Source organism: Paenibacillus sp. 1011MAR3C5, assembly GCF_003591485.1.
Classification (GTDB): Bacteria; Bacillota; Bacilli; order Paenibacillales; family Paenibacillaceae; genus Pristimantibacillus.
The window spans coordinates 176,898-191,722 of sequence record NZ_QZCF01000006.1 but is presented as its reverse complement, the minus strand read 5'-3'; the positions used below and the strand labels follow the sequence as shown (position 1 = coordinate 191,722).

The window sequence follows — 14,825 nt, the reverse complement described above, 5'->3', positions numbered from 1 at the left end:
CTATATAATGATAATGGTTATCATTCTCTATTGATTAGGAGGCAGTACAAACATGAACTATGGAAGTTGGAAGGTTGGAATTGTTGCACTACTATTAGCATTCGCCGTCGCATGCGGCAACGATACAGGAACTAAAGGGGGAGCTTCGACATCGCCGTCGCCAACGGCCGAGCCGTCGAGCGAAGCAACAAATAGCGGTTCGGGAGATGAGACACAAGAGACAGAGAAGCCGGCAGACAGCCTGGTCGACGAGAGCAAGCTTAATGAGCTTCTGGCACAATTCGAGAGTCCATCGCCATCGAAGGCAGTGACGCTATCTGTAGCGATCACGGAACTATTCGATGCCATCGGTGTTGCGCCAGTTGGCGTACCGACCTCCAGCAGCACACTGCCAGCAGCATTCGACAGCGTACCGCGTGTCGGCTCTTCGCATCAGCCGGATGTTGAAGCGATTGCGGGATTGCAGCCCGATGTGATTCTTGGCCCTGCATCGATCAAAGAGAATCTGGAGAAGCAATTCGAAGCGGCGAAGCTGCCGACAGGCTATCTGCCAGCCGACTCTCTGGATGAACTCAAGCTGTCGCTATCCGCTCTCGGCCGACTGTTCCAGAAAGAGGATGCTGCAAAGGCGTACATAGAGAAATTCAATGGCGATGAGCAAGCAGCAATTGCAACAGTTGAAGGCAAGGAAGCGCCTAGCGTGCTTATCTTGTTCGGCTCTGTGGAATCGCTTATGTTCATGAATGAGAATACATTTGTCGGCAGCTTGGTGAAAAATCTGGGCGGTGTCAATGTCGTGTCCGATGTGCTGAAGCTAACCGAAACGTATACACCGCTTGATATGGAGAGCATAGTGGAAGCAAACCCGGATATGATCCTGCTGGTTGCGCATGGCGATCCGAATGCCGTATCCAAAAAGTTCGAGGAAGATGTGAAGAGCAGCGGCGCTTGGGAGAAGCTGAGCGCGTTCCAGAACGGTAAGCTGAAAGCATTGGACTATAGATTATTCGGTATTGCGTCTCTGCCGAAGGCCGTCTCTGCTTACAACGAGCTTGCCGGCATCATGTATGAATAATGGACAGGAATGCACAAGCCTATAGCATCGTAAAGAAAGGGCGGAATAAGGCCGGACTTGTGGTTCTCGCCGGCATTGTGCTTGTCATTGCGATATTGGCAGCTATCGGAATTGGAAGCGTGCGTTTCTCTCCTCTGGAATCTCTGATGACGCTGATCGGTCAGGGGGATGCAAGATCGAATACGATTCTATGGGATATTCGGATTCCTCGCGTGCTGTTGGCGCTTATTATCGGCGCGAATCTGGCCGCGTCAGGTGCGCTGCTGCAAGCCGTCATGCTTAATCCGCTGGCAGATCCCGGACTTACCGGCGTCTCCAGCGGCGCTGCGGTAGCTGCGCTCTTCATCATGCTGGTCATACCGGGATATTCGTCCTTCATTCCGATTTCAGCCATTGTCGGCGGAGGCTTCGCCGCTGTAATGGTCTATGCAATGGCATGGAAGCGGGTAGGCGGATTCACGCCCATTCGAATTATTTTATCAGGTGTCGCGATTAATGCGGTATTCGGCGGTGTCATTGGCTTATTGTCCATTCTGTACAGCGACCGGCTGCCTGCCGCTCTTCAATGGTTGAACGGGAGTCTAAACGGCAAAGGGATGGGCGATGTTATGGTTATCTTGCCTTACTCCATTGTCGGTTGGATCGCTGCGTTATTCTGTGTGCGCAAAGCCAATGTCCTGCGGCTGGGGGAGCAGACGGCGCATCACTTGGGACAAAATATGAACCAGGTCCGCGTTGCCTTGTCGCTTGTGGCCGTCTATCTGGCTGCCGTCTCTGTGTCGACGGTCGGACTAGTCGGTTTCGTAGGCCTGGTCGTCCCTCATATTGCAAGATTGCTTATTGGCTCGGACTATCGATTCAGCTTGCCGCTTGGGCTTATGCTGGGAGCCATTGTGCTGCTAGTGGCAGATACGGCAGGGCGTGCCTTGTTCAGTCCGCTCCAAATCCCGGCAGGCATTATTATGGCTATAGCGGGAGGACCGTATTTCTTGTATCTCATGCGTAGAGGAGGGGCTTAAGCGTGCTTCAGGTAAATTCGCTGCAAATCGGATATGCTGATCGTACAGTTGTGAGAGATTTCTCTTTGGATGTAGAGGAGGGAGAAGTCGTCTCTATTATTGGCCCGAATGGATCGGGCAAGTCGACGATTCTGAAGGCGATTACGCGGGTCATCCCATGCCAGCAGGGAAGGGTCTGCATTGCAGACAAGGAACTGAGCACGCTTAGCTCGAAGCAGCTGGCCCAGATCATGTGCATGTTATGCCAATCGAACAGCAGTCCGTCCGATATGACGGTAGAAGAGCTGGTCAGCTACGGGAGATTGCCGCATAAGAAGTGGTATGAACGGCTTGGCGATGAAGATCGGGAGATCGTAGAGTGGGCGCTTCACCATACAGGGATGCACGCGTACCGGGAACGGCTCGTGGTCTCGTTGTCCGGCGGCGAAGCGCAGCGCGCATGGCTTGCTATGGCTCTGGCCCAGCGTCCCAAGGTGCTGCTGCTCGACGAGCCGACCACCTATCTGGATATCGGGCATCAGCTGGAAGTATTGGAGCTGGTCCGCAAGCTGAACAAGGAGCTTAAGCTGACCGTTGTGATGGTGCTGCATGATCTGAATCATGCAAGTGTATATAGTGACAAGGTATGTGTGCTTAAGGACGGCCAAACTCGTGTGTACGGGAAGCCGCAAGATGTATTTACGATGGATTTGATTCGCAGCGTTTACGGAGTCGAGACGGATATACAGAGGCAGGGACAGAACGAGGCTCCGCGCATTCATATTTTGAGGAAAATCCAAGAAGAAAGCAGGGATCTCATTGAAAGCATTGGATATTGACGCTGTGAAAGAGCAGTATCTGCAATTCACCGACAGCTTGAAGACGGTCATGCTAAGCACGATCAGCGATGAAGGAACTCCGTTCATCTCGTATGCGCCGTTCATCAAGCATGACGGCAAGCTGTATATCTACATCAGCCGAATTGCGAATCATTACCGCTACATGGAGGAGAATCCGAACGTCGATGTCATGCTCATTGAGGATGAGAGCAATACGCCTAATTTGTTTGCGCGCCAGCGCGCCCGGTTCACTGGACGCACTGTTAACTTGGGAGAAGCCGAGCCTGAGGATGTTTTCGCCAAGTTCAGCGAGCGGTTCGGCAAAAACATGATCGGCATGCTGCGCGGTCTGGACTTCTCCCTGTTCGAGCTGACCTTGTCCGAAGGACGATATGTGGCGGGCTTCGGTCAAGCCTTCGATATTGATCTGGCGGGCGATCAGTTCGTGCATGTCGCGCGTGACGGCCATCAGCCATCGGGTAAGAAATAGGTGAAACTGCAATAGGAGCATTACTCTCAATAACGTTCAGGAGGGAATCATATGTCTACAATAGCGACAGTGCTGCCTGTATGGGAAGCGATCCAAAGCCGTTTTCATAAAATGGTGAAGGGACTGCCGGAGGAAGACTTGAGCCTCGCGATCGGACCTGCTTCCATTGGCTATATGCTCAGGCATAATGCGGAAGTGGAGTATATGTTCGCGGAGTGGTTTTTTGGCCAAATGATGCCGGAGGGCCTGAAAATGGTGACGAGTCGGGGACCCAAAGGCGGCGGGGAGAGTCCAACCTTTGCCAATCTAAGCGAGCTGGTCGCACTATTGGAAGCGTCGAACGGCTTTTTGATCCAAGCGATGAAGGAATTGCCGGATGAGCAATGGCGGGAGTCAGTTGAATCCCCCATGGGACCGTCGACGCCGCTTGAAGCGATTGGCCGCCTGATGTATCATACGGGCATTCATGCCGGACAAATCTCGCTTATTCAGAAGAATGCACCGGCAGCCAAGGCGAAGTAGTTCTCTATGATAGTTGAAAATCATGGAATTCTATTGTACAAAAAGAGTAGGTGTCGAGTAAGGCGGCGCGTACTCTTTTTTGTATGGCCGCGCAGTGGACGAGTATAGGAGGGGTCAACATATTAACCAGGGAAGAATGGTCGCAATATTGCATGGAGCACCGGGGGGCGAAGGAGGATTATCCCTTTGGTCCTGATCCGCTAGTGATGAAGGTTGGCGGCAAGATGTTTGCTTTGATCGGGGTGAACGATGGAATCGTCAATATATCGCTGAAGTGCGAGCCGCATATGGCGGAATTGCTGCGACTGGAGCATGAAGCGGTCAAGCCGGGATACCATTTGAACAAGAAGCATTGGAATACGGTTACGATAGACGGTACGGTGCCGGTGGATGAAGTGAAGTCCATGATCGATCATTCCTACGATTTGGTAGCCAAAAGCTTGACGAAGGCGCAGCGAGCGATGCTTGCCGAAGGAGAGTCTTGGACATAGCAGTAATGAAAATCACCTTGTAAAAGGTGATTTTTCTTATAACAAAACGACATATACAACTAAAGTATATATGCACATCGGAATAAATTGTGTAAAATATGCATGGAATTAAAAGTTATTTTTATTTATTGTTTGAATGGGAGGACTATTCATGCTGTATTGGAAAAAAGTATTGGCGAGCTTGACGGTATTGACCATGCTTATGACCCTGATTACGGGGGCGGCTTTTGCAGAGGGAACAAAAGGCTTTTCTGATTTGTCATCTGTGCCATGGGCGCAGAAGGATATCGACAAGATGAATTTGCTGGAGGTTGTAGCGGGAGATGCCTCCGGCGCTTATAACCCGAATAATCTAGTTAGCCATCAAGAGGCAGTGTCGATGACGGTACGTTTGCTTGGACTTGAGCAGGAAGAGGGCGCTGCAGAGTCAGTATTGCCGCTCGATGTAGATGCCTGGGCTCAAGCAAGCGTGCAACTTGCCCTGGAGCACAAACTTCTGGTTGCTGCGGAAGAGACAGGCTCGCAGTGGGGCAAGACAGGTGCGACGAGAGAATGGACGGCAAAACTAATCGTTCGTGCGCTGGAATGGAAATCCGATAAGACGTTATCATCCGTACAAAAAACAACGTTTTCGGATGCGAAGAATATTTCGGCATGGGCGGTCAAGCCGGTACATGCTGCCGTGAATGCCGGACTAATGAGCGGCTTCCCGGATGGCTCTTTCAAGCCGGGCACAACATTGACGAGAGCGCAGATGGCTGTATTGCTGAGCAATATGCTGCCGCAATTAATCGTTGGAGACGAAAGCGTAGGCGCGGGGTGGAATCTTGGCTCTGGAACGATCGTTACAATTGAAGGTCAAAAGCTGAGCTTGAAAAACCGCGAGGGCAAGCTGGAAAGCTATACGCTGGACAAAGCGGCGACGGTCTACAACTATGCGAATAAACAGGTGGCAATTTCCAGCTTGCAAGCTGGTGATCAAATCAGCCTGGTCCATAAGAAAGGCGCAGCCGCATTCGTGGAAATTAAAAACGGTGCGCCAGGTGCAGTAGGCGAACAAGGCCCTCAGGGACCGCAAGGTCCAGAGGGACCCTCCGGCTCGTCAGGATCGAAAGGACCGAAGGGCGATACAGGAGCAGCAGGCCCGGCAGGTACGCAAGGACCGAAAGGCGATACGGGAGCGACAGGTCCTGCTGGAGCGAAAGGACCGAAGGGCGATACAGGAGCAACAGGCCCGGCAGGTACGCAAGGACCGAAAGGCGATACGGGAGCGACAGGTCCTGCTGGAGCGAAAGGACCGAAGGGCGATACAGGAGCAGCAGGCCCGGCAGGAGCGCCAGGACCGAAGGGCGATACAGGAGCAGCAGGCCCGGCAGGAGCGCCAGGACCGAAGGGCGATACAGGAGCAACAGGTCCGGCAGGAGTGCCAGGACCGAAGGGCGATACAGGAGCAGCAGGTCCGGCAGGAGCGCCAGGACCGAAGGGCGATACAGGAGCAGCAGGCCCGGCAGGTCCGCAAGGCCCGAAGGGAGATACAGGAGCCACAGGGCCAGCAGGTCCGGCAGGTCCGCAAGGACCGGAAGGTCCAACTGGGGCGACAGGTCCGATAGGTCCGGCAGGACCACAGGGTATACAGGGGGAACCGGGTCAGGACGGGGCAGGAATTACCTCTTATGCTTATGCTAATGCTTCATCAACAACCATTGCTGTTGTATTAGGCGGTACTGCCGTTCCATTTCCAAATAACAAAGTCCTGAATGGTGTGGCGATAAGCGGCGACAACACAAGATTTACAGTTGGAGAGACAGGTACTTATTTTATTTCTTATAATGTTGAACTAACAGCACCTTTATTGGTGAACACAGGGATATACGTTAATGGTGCTGCTATTCCAGGAAGCAGAATTGAACCTTCAACAGGTAAAAGCTCATTTTCAAAAACAATGATTGCTCCGCTTTCGGCAGGCAGTATTGTTGACTTGAGGCTTTACGGACTGCTCGGCGTGGCTGTTCTTAACAGTAACGACGGGGCCAGCATTACCATTATGAAAATAGCATAATAGCGAATCATGTTGAGCTGTTCCATAGTAGCTGCTGTTGCTATGGGACGGCTCATTTTTAGTTTTTTCCTCCGAGCGATACTCAAGATAGAGCCAAAATGATAGAATCTAGGATAGACATAACAGCTCGGCTGCGACAGGGGGGAACGGCGATTAAGGTTCAAATCGACATCAAGGATCAATATGATGAGACGATTGTAACGATACAAGCAAAGGACTGGACAGAAGAAATTGCGGAGCTGGTGAAACGGATCAAGAGTCCGATGACCAAACGGTTAGTCGGCGTTCAGGATGAACGATCGGTTCTGCTCGAGCCCAGCGAGATCGACTATGTATATGCGGAGAACCGGAAGGTATTTGCCTCGATGAACCGGCAGAGCATCGAGCTGAAGATGAAGCTCTACGAGATTGAGGAACTGCTCATTCCTCATCAATTCTTGCGCTTCTCCAAATCGGTTATCGGCAATGTGGATCAGATCGCCAGATTCGAATTATCCTTTAATGGCAACTTATGCGTCCACTTCAAGACGGGCAGCAAGGAGTATGTGTCGCGCGCTTACGTGGCCCAGCTCAAGCAGAAGCTCATATGGGGGGATAGCAAAGATGGTGAGTGAAGTTTTCAAACGGATTATGCTGGGATTCGGTTGCTCGGCTATTATCATGCTGGCTGTATTGACAGGCTTAATGATGAAGGATGCAGTCGTTCCTGCCAAATTATTGTGGGGGAATTTGTTGGCAAGCATGATTATGGGGGCATACTTCGGAGCTGCTTCGTTTATATTCCAATATGATCGCTGGAGCCCGCTCAAGCAGTTGATGGTTCACTTTCTATTGTCGATCGCTCTGTATTTTCCCATTTCGATTGGTGTGGGCTGGATTCCGTTGAAGCCGCTTGCTATCGTCCTCGGTCTGATCATGTTTATCGTGACATACTCCATCTTCTGGACGGGATTTCGATACTACTTCAAGAAGCAGGCCGAAGCGCTGAATGCTTCAGTACGGAAAGGGAGGTAAGCGCCAATCCTTATTGGCGCTTACCTGCTCCCCGGTATTCCTATCCCATGTTCTCGAATTACTCTACCGTATCGTAATCACCTATCAGACGTCCATGGTCATGCCATTGACCGTACATTTTGTTATCCCTGGTGTTGGTGATCAATTTGTCTAATCTGCTTTCAAATAATGCGGAATCATGTTGAATACTTTGTATCGTGTCGAGCCGGACCCTTTGATAGAGAGTCGGAAAGGCCATAAAGTTCTCGTATACCTGCTTGTCCTCTTTCAGCCTTTGCTCGATCGCCCTGTCTATTTGAAAGGATTCCGGGTCCATATCGGGAAGCACCCTTCTTCCTTCATCCCTCATAAGCCCAAGCCTCTCTAAACGGCGAACGCGTTCCTTATTCAGCTCCGTCCATGAGCTTTTTTTGCTTCTGGGAGACAGCCTCTGCGCCAGCCCCGATTCAGATAGTTTCTTTTTGACTCCATCGATCCATCCGAAGCACAGCGCTTCCTCAACCGCGTCCAAATAAAGTAATGTATCCTGGTTAGGTGTCATATTCACGATGACCCAGCAGCATGCCTCAGTCTTGTGATTCTCTTCTAACCAAGCCCTCAACTCTGATCTTGATTTAACTGTAAGTAGATTTTCTATTTCCATAGATAAAGAACATGCTCCTTTCCAGGTATGGAGATTCATATTTATAATATAGCTTACGGCCTCCTAGATATCTATCTGTTTGTACTAAGCGCCAACAGGCGTTTCAGGTTGTCATCAATAAATGTATTATCGGCACTGTTGATTCCGCGACCGGCAAAATGGCCCCAGACGGACTCGATAGGATGATAAACAGCATGAGGTATACGTTTAGCCTCGTATTCGTTATCATCCGCCGTGCAGAATAGATCTGTGCTCCCTGGCATGATGCAGGCAAGCGCTTTAATACTTTTGAGCGCCTTATCGAAATCTCCGTTATAGGAGGGGTTTGCACTAATATCTGCATGTTGGCCTGTCCATAACATGGCCAGGACATTGTGCGGATCCATCTTCATAAAGCTATCTTCCCAGACGCCGCCTACGAAATCTGCCAATGTGTCAAATCCCATTTCACGATAAAGTTCCTCTCTGTAAAAGGCATGAGATACACCCCATCCCGCATAGACACGGCCAACGGCGCGCATGTCTGCAGAAGTTAACTGGTTTAGTTTGCTTGAATCAAAGTGAACTGCAGCCATGAGGGGTGCTTTCATTCCGTCCAGTACCACGTAAGTGTGAGGCCAAGTCTTGGCCACTCCGGCGAAAGGAGCTATTCGTTCCACCATGTCGGGATGACTTGCCCCCCATTGGAAGGATTGAATGCCTCCCATTGACCATCCAACTACGAGGGCGATTTTATGAATGCCGAATTTTTCGGTCACCAGCCGATGCTGTAATTTGACGTTGTCATAGATGGTGACCTGCGGAAAATTAGCCCGATCAAATGGGGGAGGCGTGTTACTGGGAGACGAAGATAATCCGTTGCCCAGCAGATTTGGAACGATAATGAAATATTTCTGTGGATCTAGTGCCATGCCACTTCCAATCAACCATTCATTCTGAACATGCTGGTCGCCAAAAGCAGTTGGATAGAGGATGACATTATCTTTCTTTTCATTTAAACGTCCATAAGTCTTATAAGCTAGAAAAGCGTCCGGCAAGGTCACCCCTGATTGCAAGGTCACATCACCTAAATTAAAAATCTCGTAATCCATCGTATAGTTGCTCCCTTCAAAATGAAATTCACATGTAGAATGTATTTCTTGTTCCTAGTATAGGCCTGTGATACTATCAATAAAAGTGAATAGAATTCAAAATAGTCTTCAATAATATTGAAGGTAAAGGGGGCCGTATGATGGAGTTGCGCCAACTGATTACATTCCGCACGGTTGCATCCACTTTAAATTTCAGCCGGGCTGCGGAAGCGCTGAGCTACGTCCCCTCCAACGTCACGATGCAAATCAAAGCATTGGAGGATGAGCTTGGTGTTCGTCTCTTTGACCGCTTGGGCAAGCAGCTCGTTCTCACAACTGCAGGTAAACGCTTTTTAACACATATCCAAGGCGTCCTAGACAAATTGGACGAGGCTCGCAGCGCCGTTCATGACAATGAGAATCTAAGCGGTACCCTAACGATTAGCGCTAACGAGGTTCTGTGCGCCTATCGGCTCCCGGTTGTCTTTCACCTGTTTCGTTCGCGCCATCCGGGAGTGCGTCTCATCTTCCGCTCCGTTCCCAATCAGCAACTCAAGCAAACGCTCTTTGAGGGAACCGCAGATGTCGTCTTTATGTTGGACGAACCCATTCGCTCAGGCGGACTCGCAGTGGAACCGTTACTGGAAGAAACGTTCCGCTTTTTCGCCGCTCCAGACCATCCGCTCGCGAAACGAACTGAACTGCAGCTGGAGGATTTTCACGAAGAAGTGTTCCTGACGAATGAAAAGGGATGTACCTATCGAACCATGTTTGATCGGTCATTTGAGAAAAAGGGCATTGATAGTATTACGTATTTAGAGTTTCAAAATGCCGAAGCCATTAAACAATGTGCCATTACGGGAATCGGTATTGCCTTTCTCCCTGAAATGACAACGGCAGCTGAAGTTGAGCGGGGCGAGCTAGTTGCACTTCCATGGCAAATTCCGGACTTGCACGTATATACACAGATGTTATGGCATAAAGACAAGTGGCTTTCACCCATCATATTATCTTTCATAGAAACAGCAAGGGAAGTAATCGCGTTAGAAGAAGAGAATAAAACCGTTTAGCCAGTTCAATGAAATAGCGACAGTCTGGGACTTTATTTCTCGTCCTGGGACTGTCGCTGTTTCAATTTCCAGGGTCAGTCTAAACCTTATTTTATGGAGTCTGACGGTATAATCATTTCCTCAATCCCGTTATGCCTCCGTTGCAGAGTCCTTGTCTATCGGCAGCTCGTAATAGGGGCGAATCCAGGGGTTCAATCAAGGTCGGGTTTATTGGCTTGGCGATACTTAAGCGGCGACAGGCCGGTAATTTCCTTGAAGATGCGCCCAAAATGCGTCATGCTCTCAAATCCGACCCTCTCCGAGATATCAGCCACCTTCAGCGTGCTTCCCGTTAAGAGCTGGCGCGCCTCCTTGATCCGCACATTATTGAGATACTCCGTGAACGTAAAGCCTGTATTCTCCCGGAACATTTTGCAGAAATATGAGGAACTGATGTAGAACTGGTTAGAGATACTCTGTATCGTTTGGGTTTCATGATAATGCTGATTCAAATAATCGACGATGTCGAAGATTTTGCGATTCATCGGATTGCTTCCGTTATGCTCGGCTGCGGGAAGCGTGGACGTCTTGCGGTAAATAAAAATAAGCAGCTCGAACAGCAGCGTTTTCAAATAATACTCATAGCCAGGAGGCTGCTTCGTAAATTCGGCTATCATCTTGTCGAAGAGCTTTTCGATCATGCTTTGCTCTTGACCGTTCAGAGGCATGAAGTTTTTGCCGTTCGAGAAGCTGGACAGCACATGAAAACTGTCATTGTAAGGAAACATATCCTCTAGAAATTCCTCTTGAAACAGGAGCGTAATGCGCTCGAACGATTCTTTGCTGGAATTGACCAGCTTATGAATCTCGTTTTCGTTGATGATCAGCAAGGCGCCCCCGACCACCTGATAGCTTTTATCTTCAATGAAATAGCTAATATCGCCGGACACCAGATAAAAAATTTCATATCCGTTGTGATAATGGCGGGACGGCATGCTCGTATTTTCTTTCCGTTCGCGGCTGATATCGAATTGGGAAGCAGCATAGAAGTTTGTCTCGGACATGGCTTTACCACCTTCATGCAGAATAGCCAAACGTTAATTAAAGAGAAGATATGTTGAAAAAATACGAAGTAGATAAGATGTGTGCAGATAATTCATACTATCACATGCTATATTGATAGACAATAAGCCATAACAACAGTGGGTGATGCTAGCGGGGAAAGGTTTATGGATTGGATGGTGGAAAACTCGAGTTCGTTTGTTTGACATTTTGTAAAAAATGGGTTCAAAAAACAAATCGGAGGGTGTCATGAAAAATCCAATAAAAAAACGCATGTTTCTAATGAGTGTGCTTCTAATGTTTGCTGTGTCCGCGGTGTTGTCCGCATGCGGCGATTCGGCCGGTTCGAACAAGGGCGGCAACAGCGGAGGGGGAAAAGACGACAGCGAGAAGGTCGAGATCGTATGGGTCATGGCAGCGGACCCGGATAAGAAGGATTGGCAGGACGCGGTTATTGCCAGCTTCGAGGACAGTCATCCCAATGTGAAGGTCCGGCTGGAGAATATCCCGTATGATCAATTCGATCAGAAGCTGACCACCCTGATTTCCAGCGGCAAGGCGCCGGATGTTTGGAATCCGAATCAGGCAGACAGCGGATTTGCGACTTACATGAAGATGGGCGCGCTGAAGGATCTGACGCCATATATCGAGAATGGCGCACCAGAGCTCAAGACGATGGACCCGAACCTGCTTGATATCTACAAAATCGACGGCAAAAACTACGGCATTCCGCTCGTAAGCAATGCTACCTATCTCTATTATAACAAGGACTTATTCGATGCAGCGGGCCTTCCTTATCCAACAACGGATTGGGATGATCAATCCTGGAACTTTGACGCCATGCTGGAGACAGCTCAGAAGCTGTCCCATGACGTAGGCGATGCACGCAAGCAAGTATTCGGCTTCTCTAGCGCCCTGAGCGCTAATGCCATGACATGGATGTTCGGCGGAGACTTGTTTAAACCGGAAGCGTATACAACCGGCGTAATGGGCGAGCCGGACCTGATGAAACCGATCAATATCGAGGCTTTGCAGTTCAATGTGGATTTGATCAACAAATATAAGGTGGCTCCTGATGCGGAGACGGTAGCAGCATCCTCGCAGCTGGGCGATCCTTTCCTGACGGGCAAAGTCGGGATGTACATTACCGGCGGCTGGGGACTGGGCTCCTACAAGCAAGCAGAATTCAATTGGGGCGTAGCGGCAGTTCCTTATCACGAGGGGCGCAAGGTTACACTATATGTCGACCCGTGGAGCATCTCGGCTACGAGCAAGCATCCTGATGAAGCGTGGGAATTCGTTCGTCACTTGGCGGATCCGGCTGAGGGCGGCGGCGCGTACCGTTATATGAACGATGTGGGCAGAACGCCTGCAGACTCCAGTCTGTTCAGACTATGGTATGACAAGATGGGCGCAGAGATCGGGATGGATCCTGAGGCGTTCAAGCAAGTTCACGAAGGCTCGATCAAGTATGGACGCGAGGCGGAAAACCATCTGATCGTCCAATTCAATACGATTCTTGAGACGATGAATCAATCGTTCTATCAGGTATGGAGCGGCAAGAGAAGCGTGACCGACGGATTGAATGTATTGCATGATAACCTCCTGTCGCTGAAATTGGACCACTAGCAGCCAGAGCTTTAATTACATTACTGCCGGATAGGCGTCATGCATGATGGCGGCGCCCATCCGGACCATCGGAGGTATCCCATGAGAAAGCTTTCGCTGGCCACGAAGCGTGAGGAGAGATCGTTCTGGTTCTTTATAGCCCCTTGGTTTATCGGGTTCATCTGCTTCACCGGGGGGCCGATTCTCGCTTCGCTGCTGCTCAGCTTCACCGAATATAATGTCATTTCATCCCCGAAGTTTACGGGGACAAGCAACTACAGTCTCTTGTTCGGTGACCGGCTGTTTTACAAATCATTGTCCGTAACGCTGTATTATAGCGTGATGGCCGTGCCCTTTACGGTGATCACTTCCTTGATCATCGCGACATTGCTGAACAATAAGCTTAAAGGACAATCACTGCTGCGCACGCTGTATTATGCGCCAAGCATCATATCCGGGGTGGCCGTATCCTTCCTGTGGTCCTGGCTGCTTAACCCGCAGTTCGGCGTGGTCAATTCCGTCCTGTACGATTGGTTCGGCATTCAGGGGCCGGGTTGGTTCACGAGCCCGGACACGGTCGTGCCTTCGATGGTGCTCATGCAATTGACGGCATCGGGCAGCACGATGGTGATCTTTCTTGCTGCATTGCAGTCGCTGCCGAAGGATCTGTACGAGGCGGCATCTTTGGAGGGAGCAAGCGCTTTTGCGAAGTTCCGCAAAATTACAGTTCCGCTTATTTCGCCCGTTATCTTGTTCAATACCATTATCAGCATGATCGGTTCACTGCAGATCTTTACGGAAGCCTACGTGATTACTAAGGGAGGTCCGGACTGGAACTCCTATTTCTACGTGTATTATTTGTTCGACACGGCATTCAAGCAGTTTCGGATGGGCTATGCCTCCGCTCAGGCTTGGATTCTGTTCCTGCTCATATTCGCGCTTACGCTGGTATCGCTGTGGGGCTCCAAAAAATTCGTTCATTATGAATACGACTCAAAGTAAAGGAGGCGCCTCTATTGATGAGATCTTCAAAATCACACCGTCACGGCGACCTGCGTCCATTGGAGAAAGTCATTCTCTATGTCCTTCTTTACGGCGGCGTGCTGCTGTTCGCTTTTCCGATCTTCTGGATGCTGTCCACGTCTCTTAAGACGATTGGCGAGATCCATCGTGTCCCGATGACATGGATACCAGCTGCGCTGCAGTGGAGCAACTACAAGCAAATTTTCATCGATGCGCCGCTAGCCCGCTTTCTTTGGAACTCCGTGTGGTATTCGGCTGTCACCGTTGGTGCGGTCGTCTTCACCTCCTCCATGGCGGCATTCGCGTTCGCGCGATTGCGGGCGCGCGGCAGCCTGCTGTTATTCGGACTTGTTCTCAGCACGATGATGATTCCGTCCCAGGTAACCTTGATTCCGCAATATTTGCTGTTTACCAAGCTGGGCTGGACGGGCTCTTATTTGCCGCTGGTCATTCCGGCCTTTACTGCCAGCTCCTTTACGATCTTCCTGATGCGCCAATTCTATCTTGGCATTACCAAGGAGCTGGATGAAGCGGTCAAAATTGACGGAGGAAGCCACTTCACCATGTACTTCCGTATTCTGATTCCGTTGTCCATGCCGGCTTTTGCAACTGCGGCTATTCTAGAGCTCATATCGAGATGGAATGACCTGTTCGGGCCGCTTATTTATTTGAATGATATGACCAAATATCCGATTTCACTCGGTCTGGCCAACTTTACGGCGGCATACGGAGCCACGCCATGGCACCTGTTAATGGCAGCTTCGCTGGTAGCCATATTGCCGCTATTGCTTCTGTTCTTCTTTGCCCAAAAGTATTTCATACAAGGTATTGTGATATCCGGCTCCAAAGGCTAATTTGGTTTGATTCATCTATTAACTTTCA

The 14,825-nt window shown here is 50.0% G+C and carries 16 protein-coding genes; 13 read left to right on the top strand and 3 right to left on the bottom strand.

Features of this window, described 5'->3' with window-relative positions; all coding sequences use genetic code 11:
* Nucleotides 1–52: 52 nt before the first annotated feature.
* From D3P07_RS18930 to D3P07_RS18890, 9 genes are all read left to right on the top strand, one after another.
* Nucleotides 53–1,075, top strand: coding sequence for a helical backbone metal receptor (locus tag D3P07_RS18930; protein WP_119801819.1), 1,023 nt, complete (start codon nucleotides 53–55; stop codon nucleotides 1,073–1,075).
* Nucleotides 1,075–2,094 carry a FecCD family ABC transporter permease gene (locus tag D3P07_RS18925; RefSeq protein ID WP_119801818.1) on the top strand — a complete coding sequence of 340 codons (1,020 nt, stop codon included), beginning with the start codon at nucleotides 1,075–1,077 and terminating at the stop codon, nucleotides 2,092–2,094. The genes D3P07_RS18930 and D3P07_RS18925 overlap by 1 nt, the downstream gene beginning before the upstream one ends.
* Nucleotides 2,095–2,096: 2 nt before the next feature.
* Nucleotides 2,097–2,912, top strand: coding sequence for an ABC transporter ATP-binding protein (locus tag D3P07_RS18920; RefSeq protein WP_119801817.1), 816 nt, complete (start codon nucleotides 2,097–2,099; stop codon nucleotides 2,910–2,912).
* A complete protein-coding gene (locus tag D3P07_RS18915; protein WP_119801816.1) occupies nucleotides 2,893–3,402 on the top strand; it encodes a HugZ family pyridoxamine 5'-phosphate oxidase in 510 nt (169 codons plus the stop codon). Before D3P07_RS18920 ends, D3P07_RS18915 begins: the two co-directional genes overlap by 20 nt.
* Nucleotides 3,403–3,453: 51 nt before the next feature.
* Nucleotides 3,454–3,924 (top strand): DinB family protein, encoded by a 471-nt coding sequence (locus D3P07_RS18910; protein ID WP_119801815.1) that lies wholly within the window; start codon nucleotides 3,454–3,456, stop codon nucleotides 3,922–3,924.
* Between the two features lie 152 nt (nucleotides 3,925–4,076).
* Nucleotides 4,077–4,415, top strand: coding sequence for an MmcQ/YjbR family DNA-binding protein (locus D3P07_RS18905; protein WP_259391590.1), 339 nt, complete (start codon nucleotides 4,077–4,079; stop codon nucleotides 4,413–4,415).
* Between the two features lie 151 nt (nucleotides 4,416–4,566).
* Entirely contained in the window at nucleotides 4,567–6,474 is a 1,908-nt protein-coding gene (locus D3P07_RS18900) for a BclA C-terminal domain-containing protein (protein ID WP_182914397.1), read from the top strand.
* A 98-nt stretch (nucleotides 6,475–6,572) separates the two neighbouring features.
* The gene (locus D3P07_RS18895) at nucleotides 6,573–7,088 is read left to right on the top strand and encodes a LytTR family DNA-binding domain-containing protein (RefSeq protein WP_259391589.1); all 516 of its coding nucleotides are present in this window, start codon (nucleotides 6,573–6,575) and stop codon (nucleotides 7,086–7,088) included.
* Nucleotides 7,078–7,488, top strand: coding sequence for a DUF3021 domain-containing protein (locus D3P07_RS18890; protein ID WP_182914396.1), 411 nt, complete (start codon nucleotides 7,078–7,080; stop codon nucleotides 7,486–7,488). Before D3P07_RS18895 ends, D3P07_RS18890 begins: the two co-directional genes overlap by 11 nt.
* Nucleotides 7,489–7,546: 58 nt before the next feature.
* Here D3P07_RS18890 and D3P07_RS18885 read toward each other — a convergent pair whose 3' ends face one another.
* Together D3P07_RS18885 and D3P07_RS18880 are read right to left on the bottom strand one after the other, a co-directional pair.
* Nucleotides 7,547–8,131 (bottom strand): YdeI/OmpD-associated family protein, encoded by a 585-nt coding sequence (locus D3P07_RS18885; RefSeq protein WP_119801811.1) that lies wholly within the window; start codon nucleotides 8,129–8,131, stop codon nucleotides 7,547–7,549.
* A 71-nt stretch (nucleotides 8,132–8,202) separates the two neighbouring features.
* Nucleotides 8,203–9,222, bottom strand: a complete 1,020-nt coding sequence (locus D3P07_RS18880) for an alpha/beta fold hydrolase (RefSeq protein WP_119801810.1) — start codon at nucleotides 9,220–9,222, stop codon at nucleotides 8,203–8,205.
* Nucleotides 9,223–9,362: 140 nt separating this feature from the next.
* Here D3P07_RS18880 and D3P07_RS18875 point away from each other — a divergent pair, with 140 nt between their 5' ends.
* Nucleotides 9,363–10,271 (top strand): LysR family transcriptional regulator, encoded by a 909-nt coding sequence (locus tag D3P07_RS18875; protein WP_119801809.1) that lies wholly within the window; start codon nucleotides 9,363–9,365, stop codon nucleotides 10,269–10,271.
* Between the two features lie 191 nt (nucleotides 10,272–10,462).
* Here the strand turns inward: D3P07_RS18875 and D3P07_RS18870 are convergent, their stop codons facing one another.
* On the bottom strand, nucleotides 10,463–11,314 hold the full coding sequence (locus tag D3P07_RS18870) for an AraC family transcriptional regulator (RefSeq protein WP_119801808.1): 852 nt from the start codon (nucleotides 11,312–11,314) through the stop codon (nucleotides 10,463–10,465).
* A gap of 247 nt (nucleotides 11,315–11,561) precedes the next feature.
* Here D3P07_RS18870 and D3P07_RS18865 point away from each other — a divergent pair, with 247 nt between their 5' ends.
* The 3 genes from D3P07_RS18865 to D3P07_RS18855 all read left to right on the top strand — a co-directional run bounded on the left by D3P07_RS18865 (nucleotide 11,562) and on the right by D3P07_RS18855 (nucleotide 14,797).
* Nucleotides 11,562–12,941, top strand: a complete 1,380-nt coding sequence (locus D3P07_RS18865; RefSeq protein ID WP_182914395.1) for an ABC transporter substrate-binding protein — start codon at nucleotides 11,562–11,564, stop codon at nucleotides 12,939–12,941.
* An 81-nt stretch (nucleotides 12,942–13,022) separates the two neighbouring features.
* Nucleotides 13,023–13,922: a carbohydrate ABC transporter permease gene (locus tag D3P07_RS18860; protein WP_259391588.1), complete on the top strand. Its 900-nt coding sequence runs from the start codon at nucleotides 13,023–13,025 to the stop codon at nucleotides 13,920–13,922.
* A gap of 17 nt (nucleotides 13,923–13,939) precedes the next feature.
* Nucleotides 13,940–14,797, top strand: coding sequence for a carbohydrate ABC transporter permease (locus tag D3P07_RS18855; RefSeq protein ID WP_119801805.1), 858 nt, complete (start codon nucleotides 13,940–13,942; stop codon nucleotides 14,795–14,797).
* Nucleotides 14,798–14,825 lie beyond the last annotated feature (28 nt).

Coding starts and splice junctions, on each gene's coding strand:
- D3P07_RS18875 (WP_119801809.1), top strand. CDS start 9,363: ATGGAGTTGCGCCAACTGATTACATTCCGCACGGTTGCATCCACTTTA.
- D3P07_RS18885 (WP_119801811.1), bottom strand. CDS start 8,131: ATGGAAATAGAAAATCTACTTACAGTTAAATCAAGATCAGAGTTGAGG.
- D3P07_RS18870 (WP_119801808.1), bottom strand. CDS start 11,314: ATGTCCGAGACAAACTTCTATGCTGCTTCCCAATTCGATATCAGCCGC.
- D3P07_RS18890 (WP_182914396.1), top strand. CDS start 7,078: ATGGTGAGTGAAGTTTTCAAACGGATTATGCTGGGATTCGGTTGCTCG.
- D3P07_RS18880 (WP_119801810.1), bottom strand. CDS start 9,222: ATGGATTACGAGATTTTTAATTTAGGTGATGTGACCTTGCAATCAGGG.
- D3P07_RS18930 (WP_119801819.1), top strand. CDS start 53: ATGAACTATGGAAGTTGGAAGGTTGGAATTGTTGCACTACTATTAGCA.
- D3P07_RS18855 (WP_119801805.1), top strand. CDS start 13,940: ATGAGATCTTCAAAATCACACCGTCACGGCGACCTGCGTCCATTGGAG.
- D3P07_RS18860 (WP_259391588.1), top strand. CDS start 13,023: ATGAGAAAGCTTTCGCTGGCCACGAAGCGTGAGGAGAGATCGTTCTGG.
- D3P07_RS18910 (WP_119801815.1), top strand. CDS start 3,454: ATGTCTACAATAGCGACAGTGCTGCCTGTATGGGAAGCGATCCAAAGC.
- D3P07_RS18925 (WP_119801818.1), top strand. CDS start 1,075: ATGGACAGGAATGCACAAGCCTATAGCATCGTAAAGAAAGGGCGGAAT.
- D3P07_RS18865 (WP_182914395.1), top strand. CDS start 11,562: ATGAAAAATCCAATAAAAAAACGCATGTTTCTAATGAGTGTGCTTCTA.
- D3P07_RS18905 (WP_259391590.1), top strand. CDS start 4,077: ATGGAGCACCGGGGGGCGAAGGAGGATTATCCCTTTGGTCCTGATCCG.
- D3P07_RS18900 (WP_182914397.1), top strand. CDS start 4,567: ATGCTGTATTGGAAAAAAGTATTGGCGAGCTTGACGGTATTGACCATG.
- D3P07_RS18895 (WP_259391589.1), top strand. CDS start 6,573: ATGATAGAATCTAGGATAGACATAACAGCTCGGCTGCGACAGGGGGGA.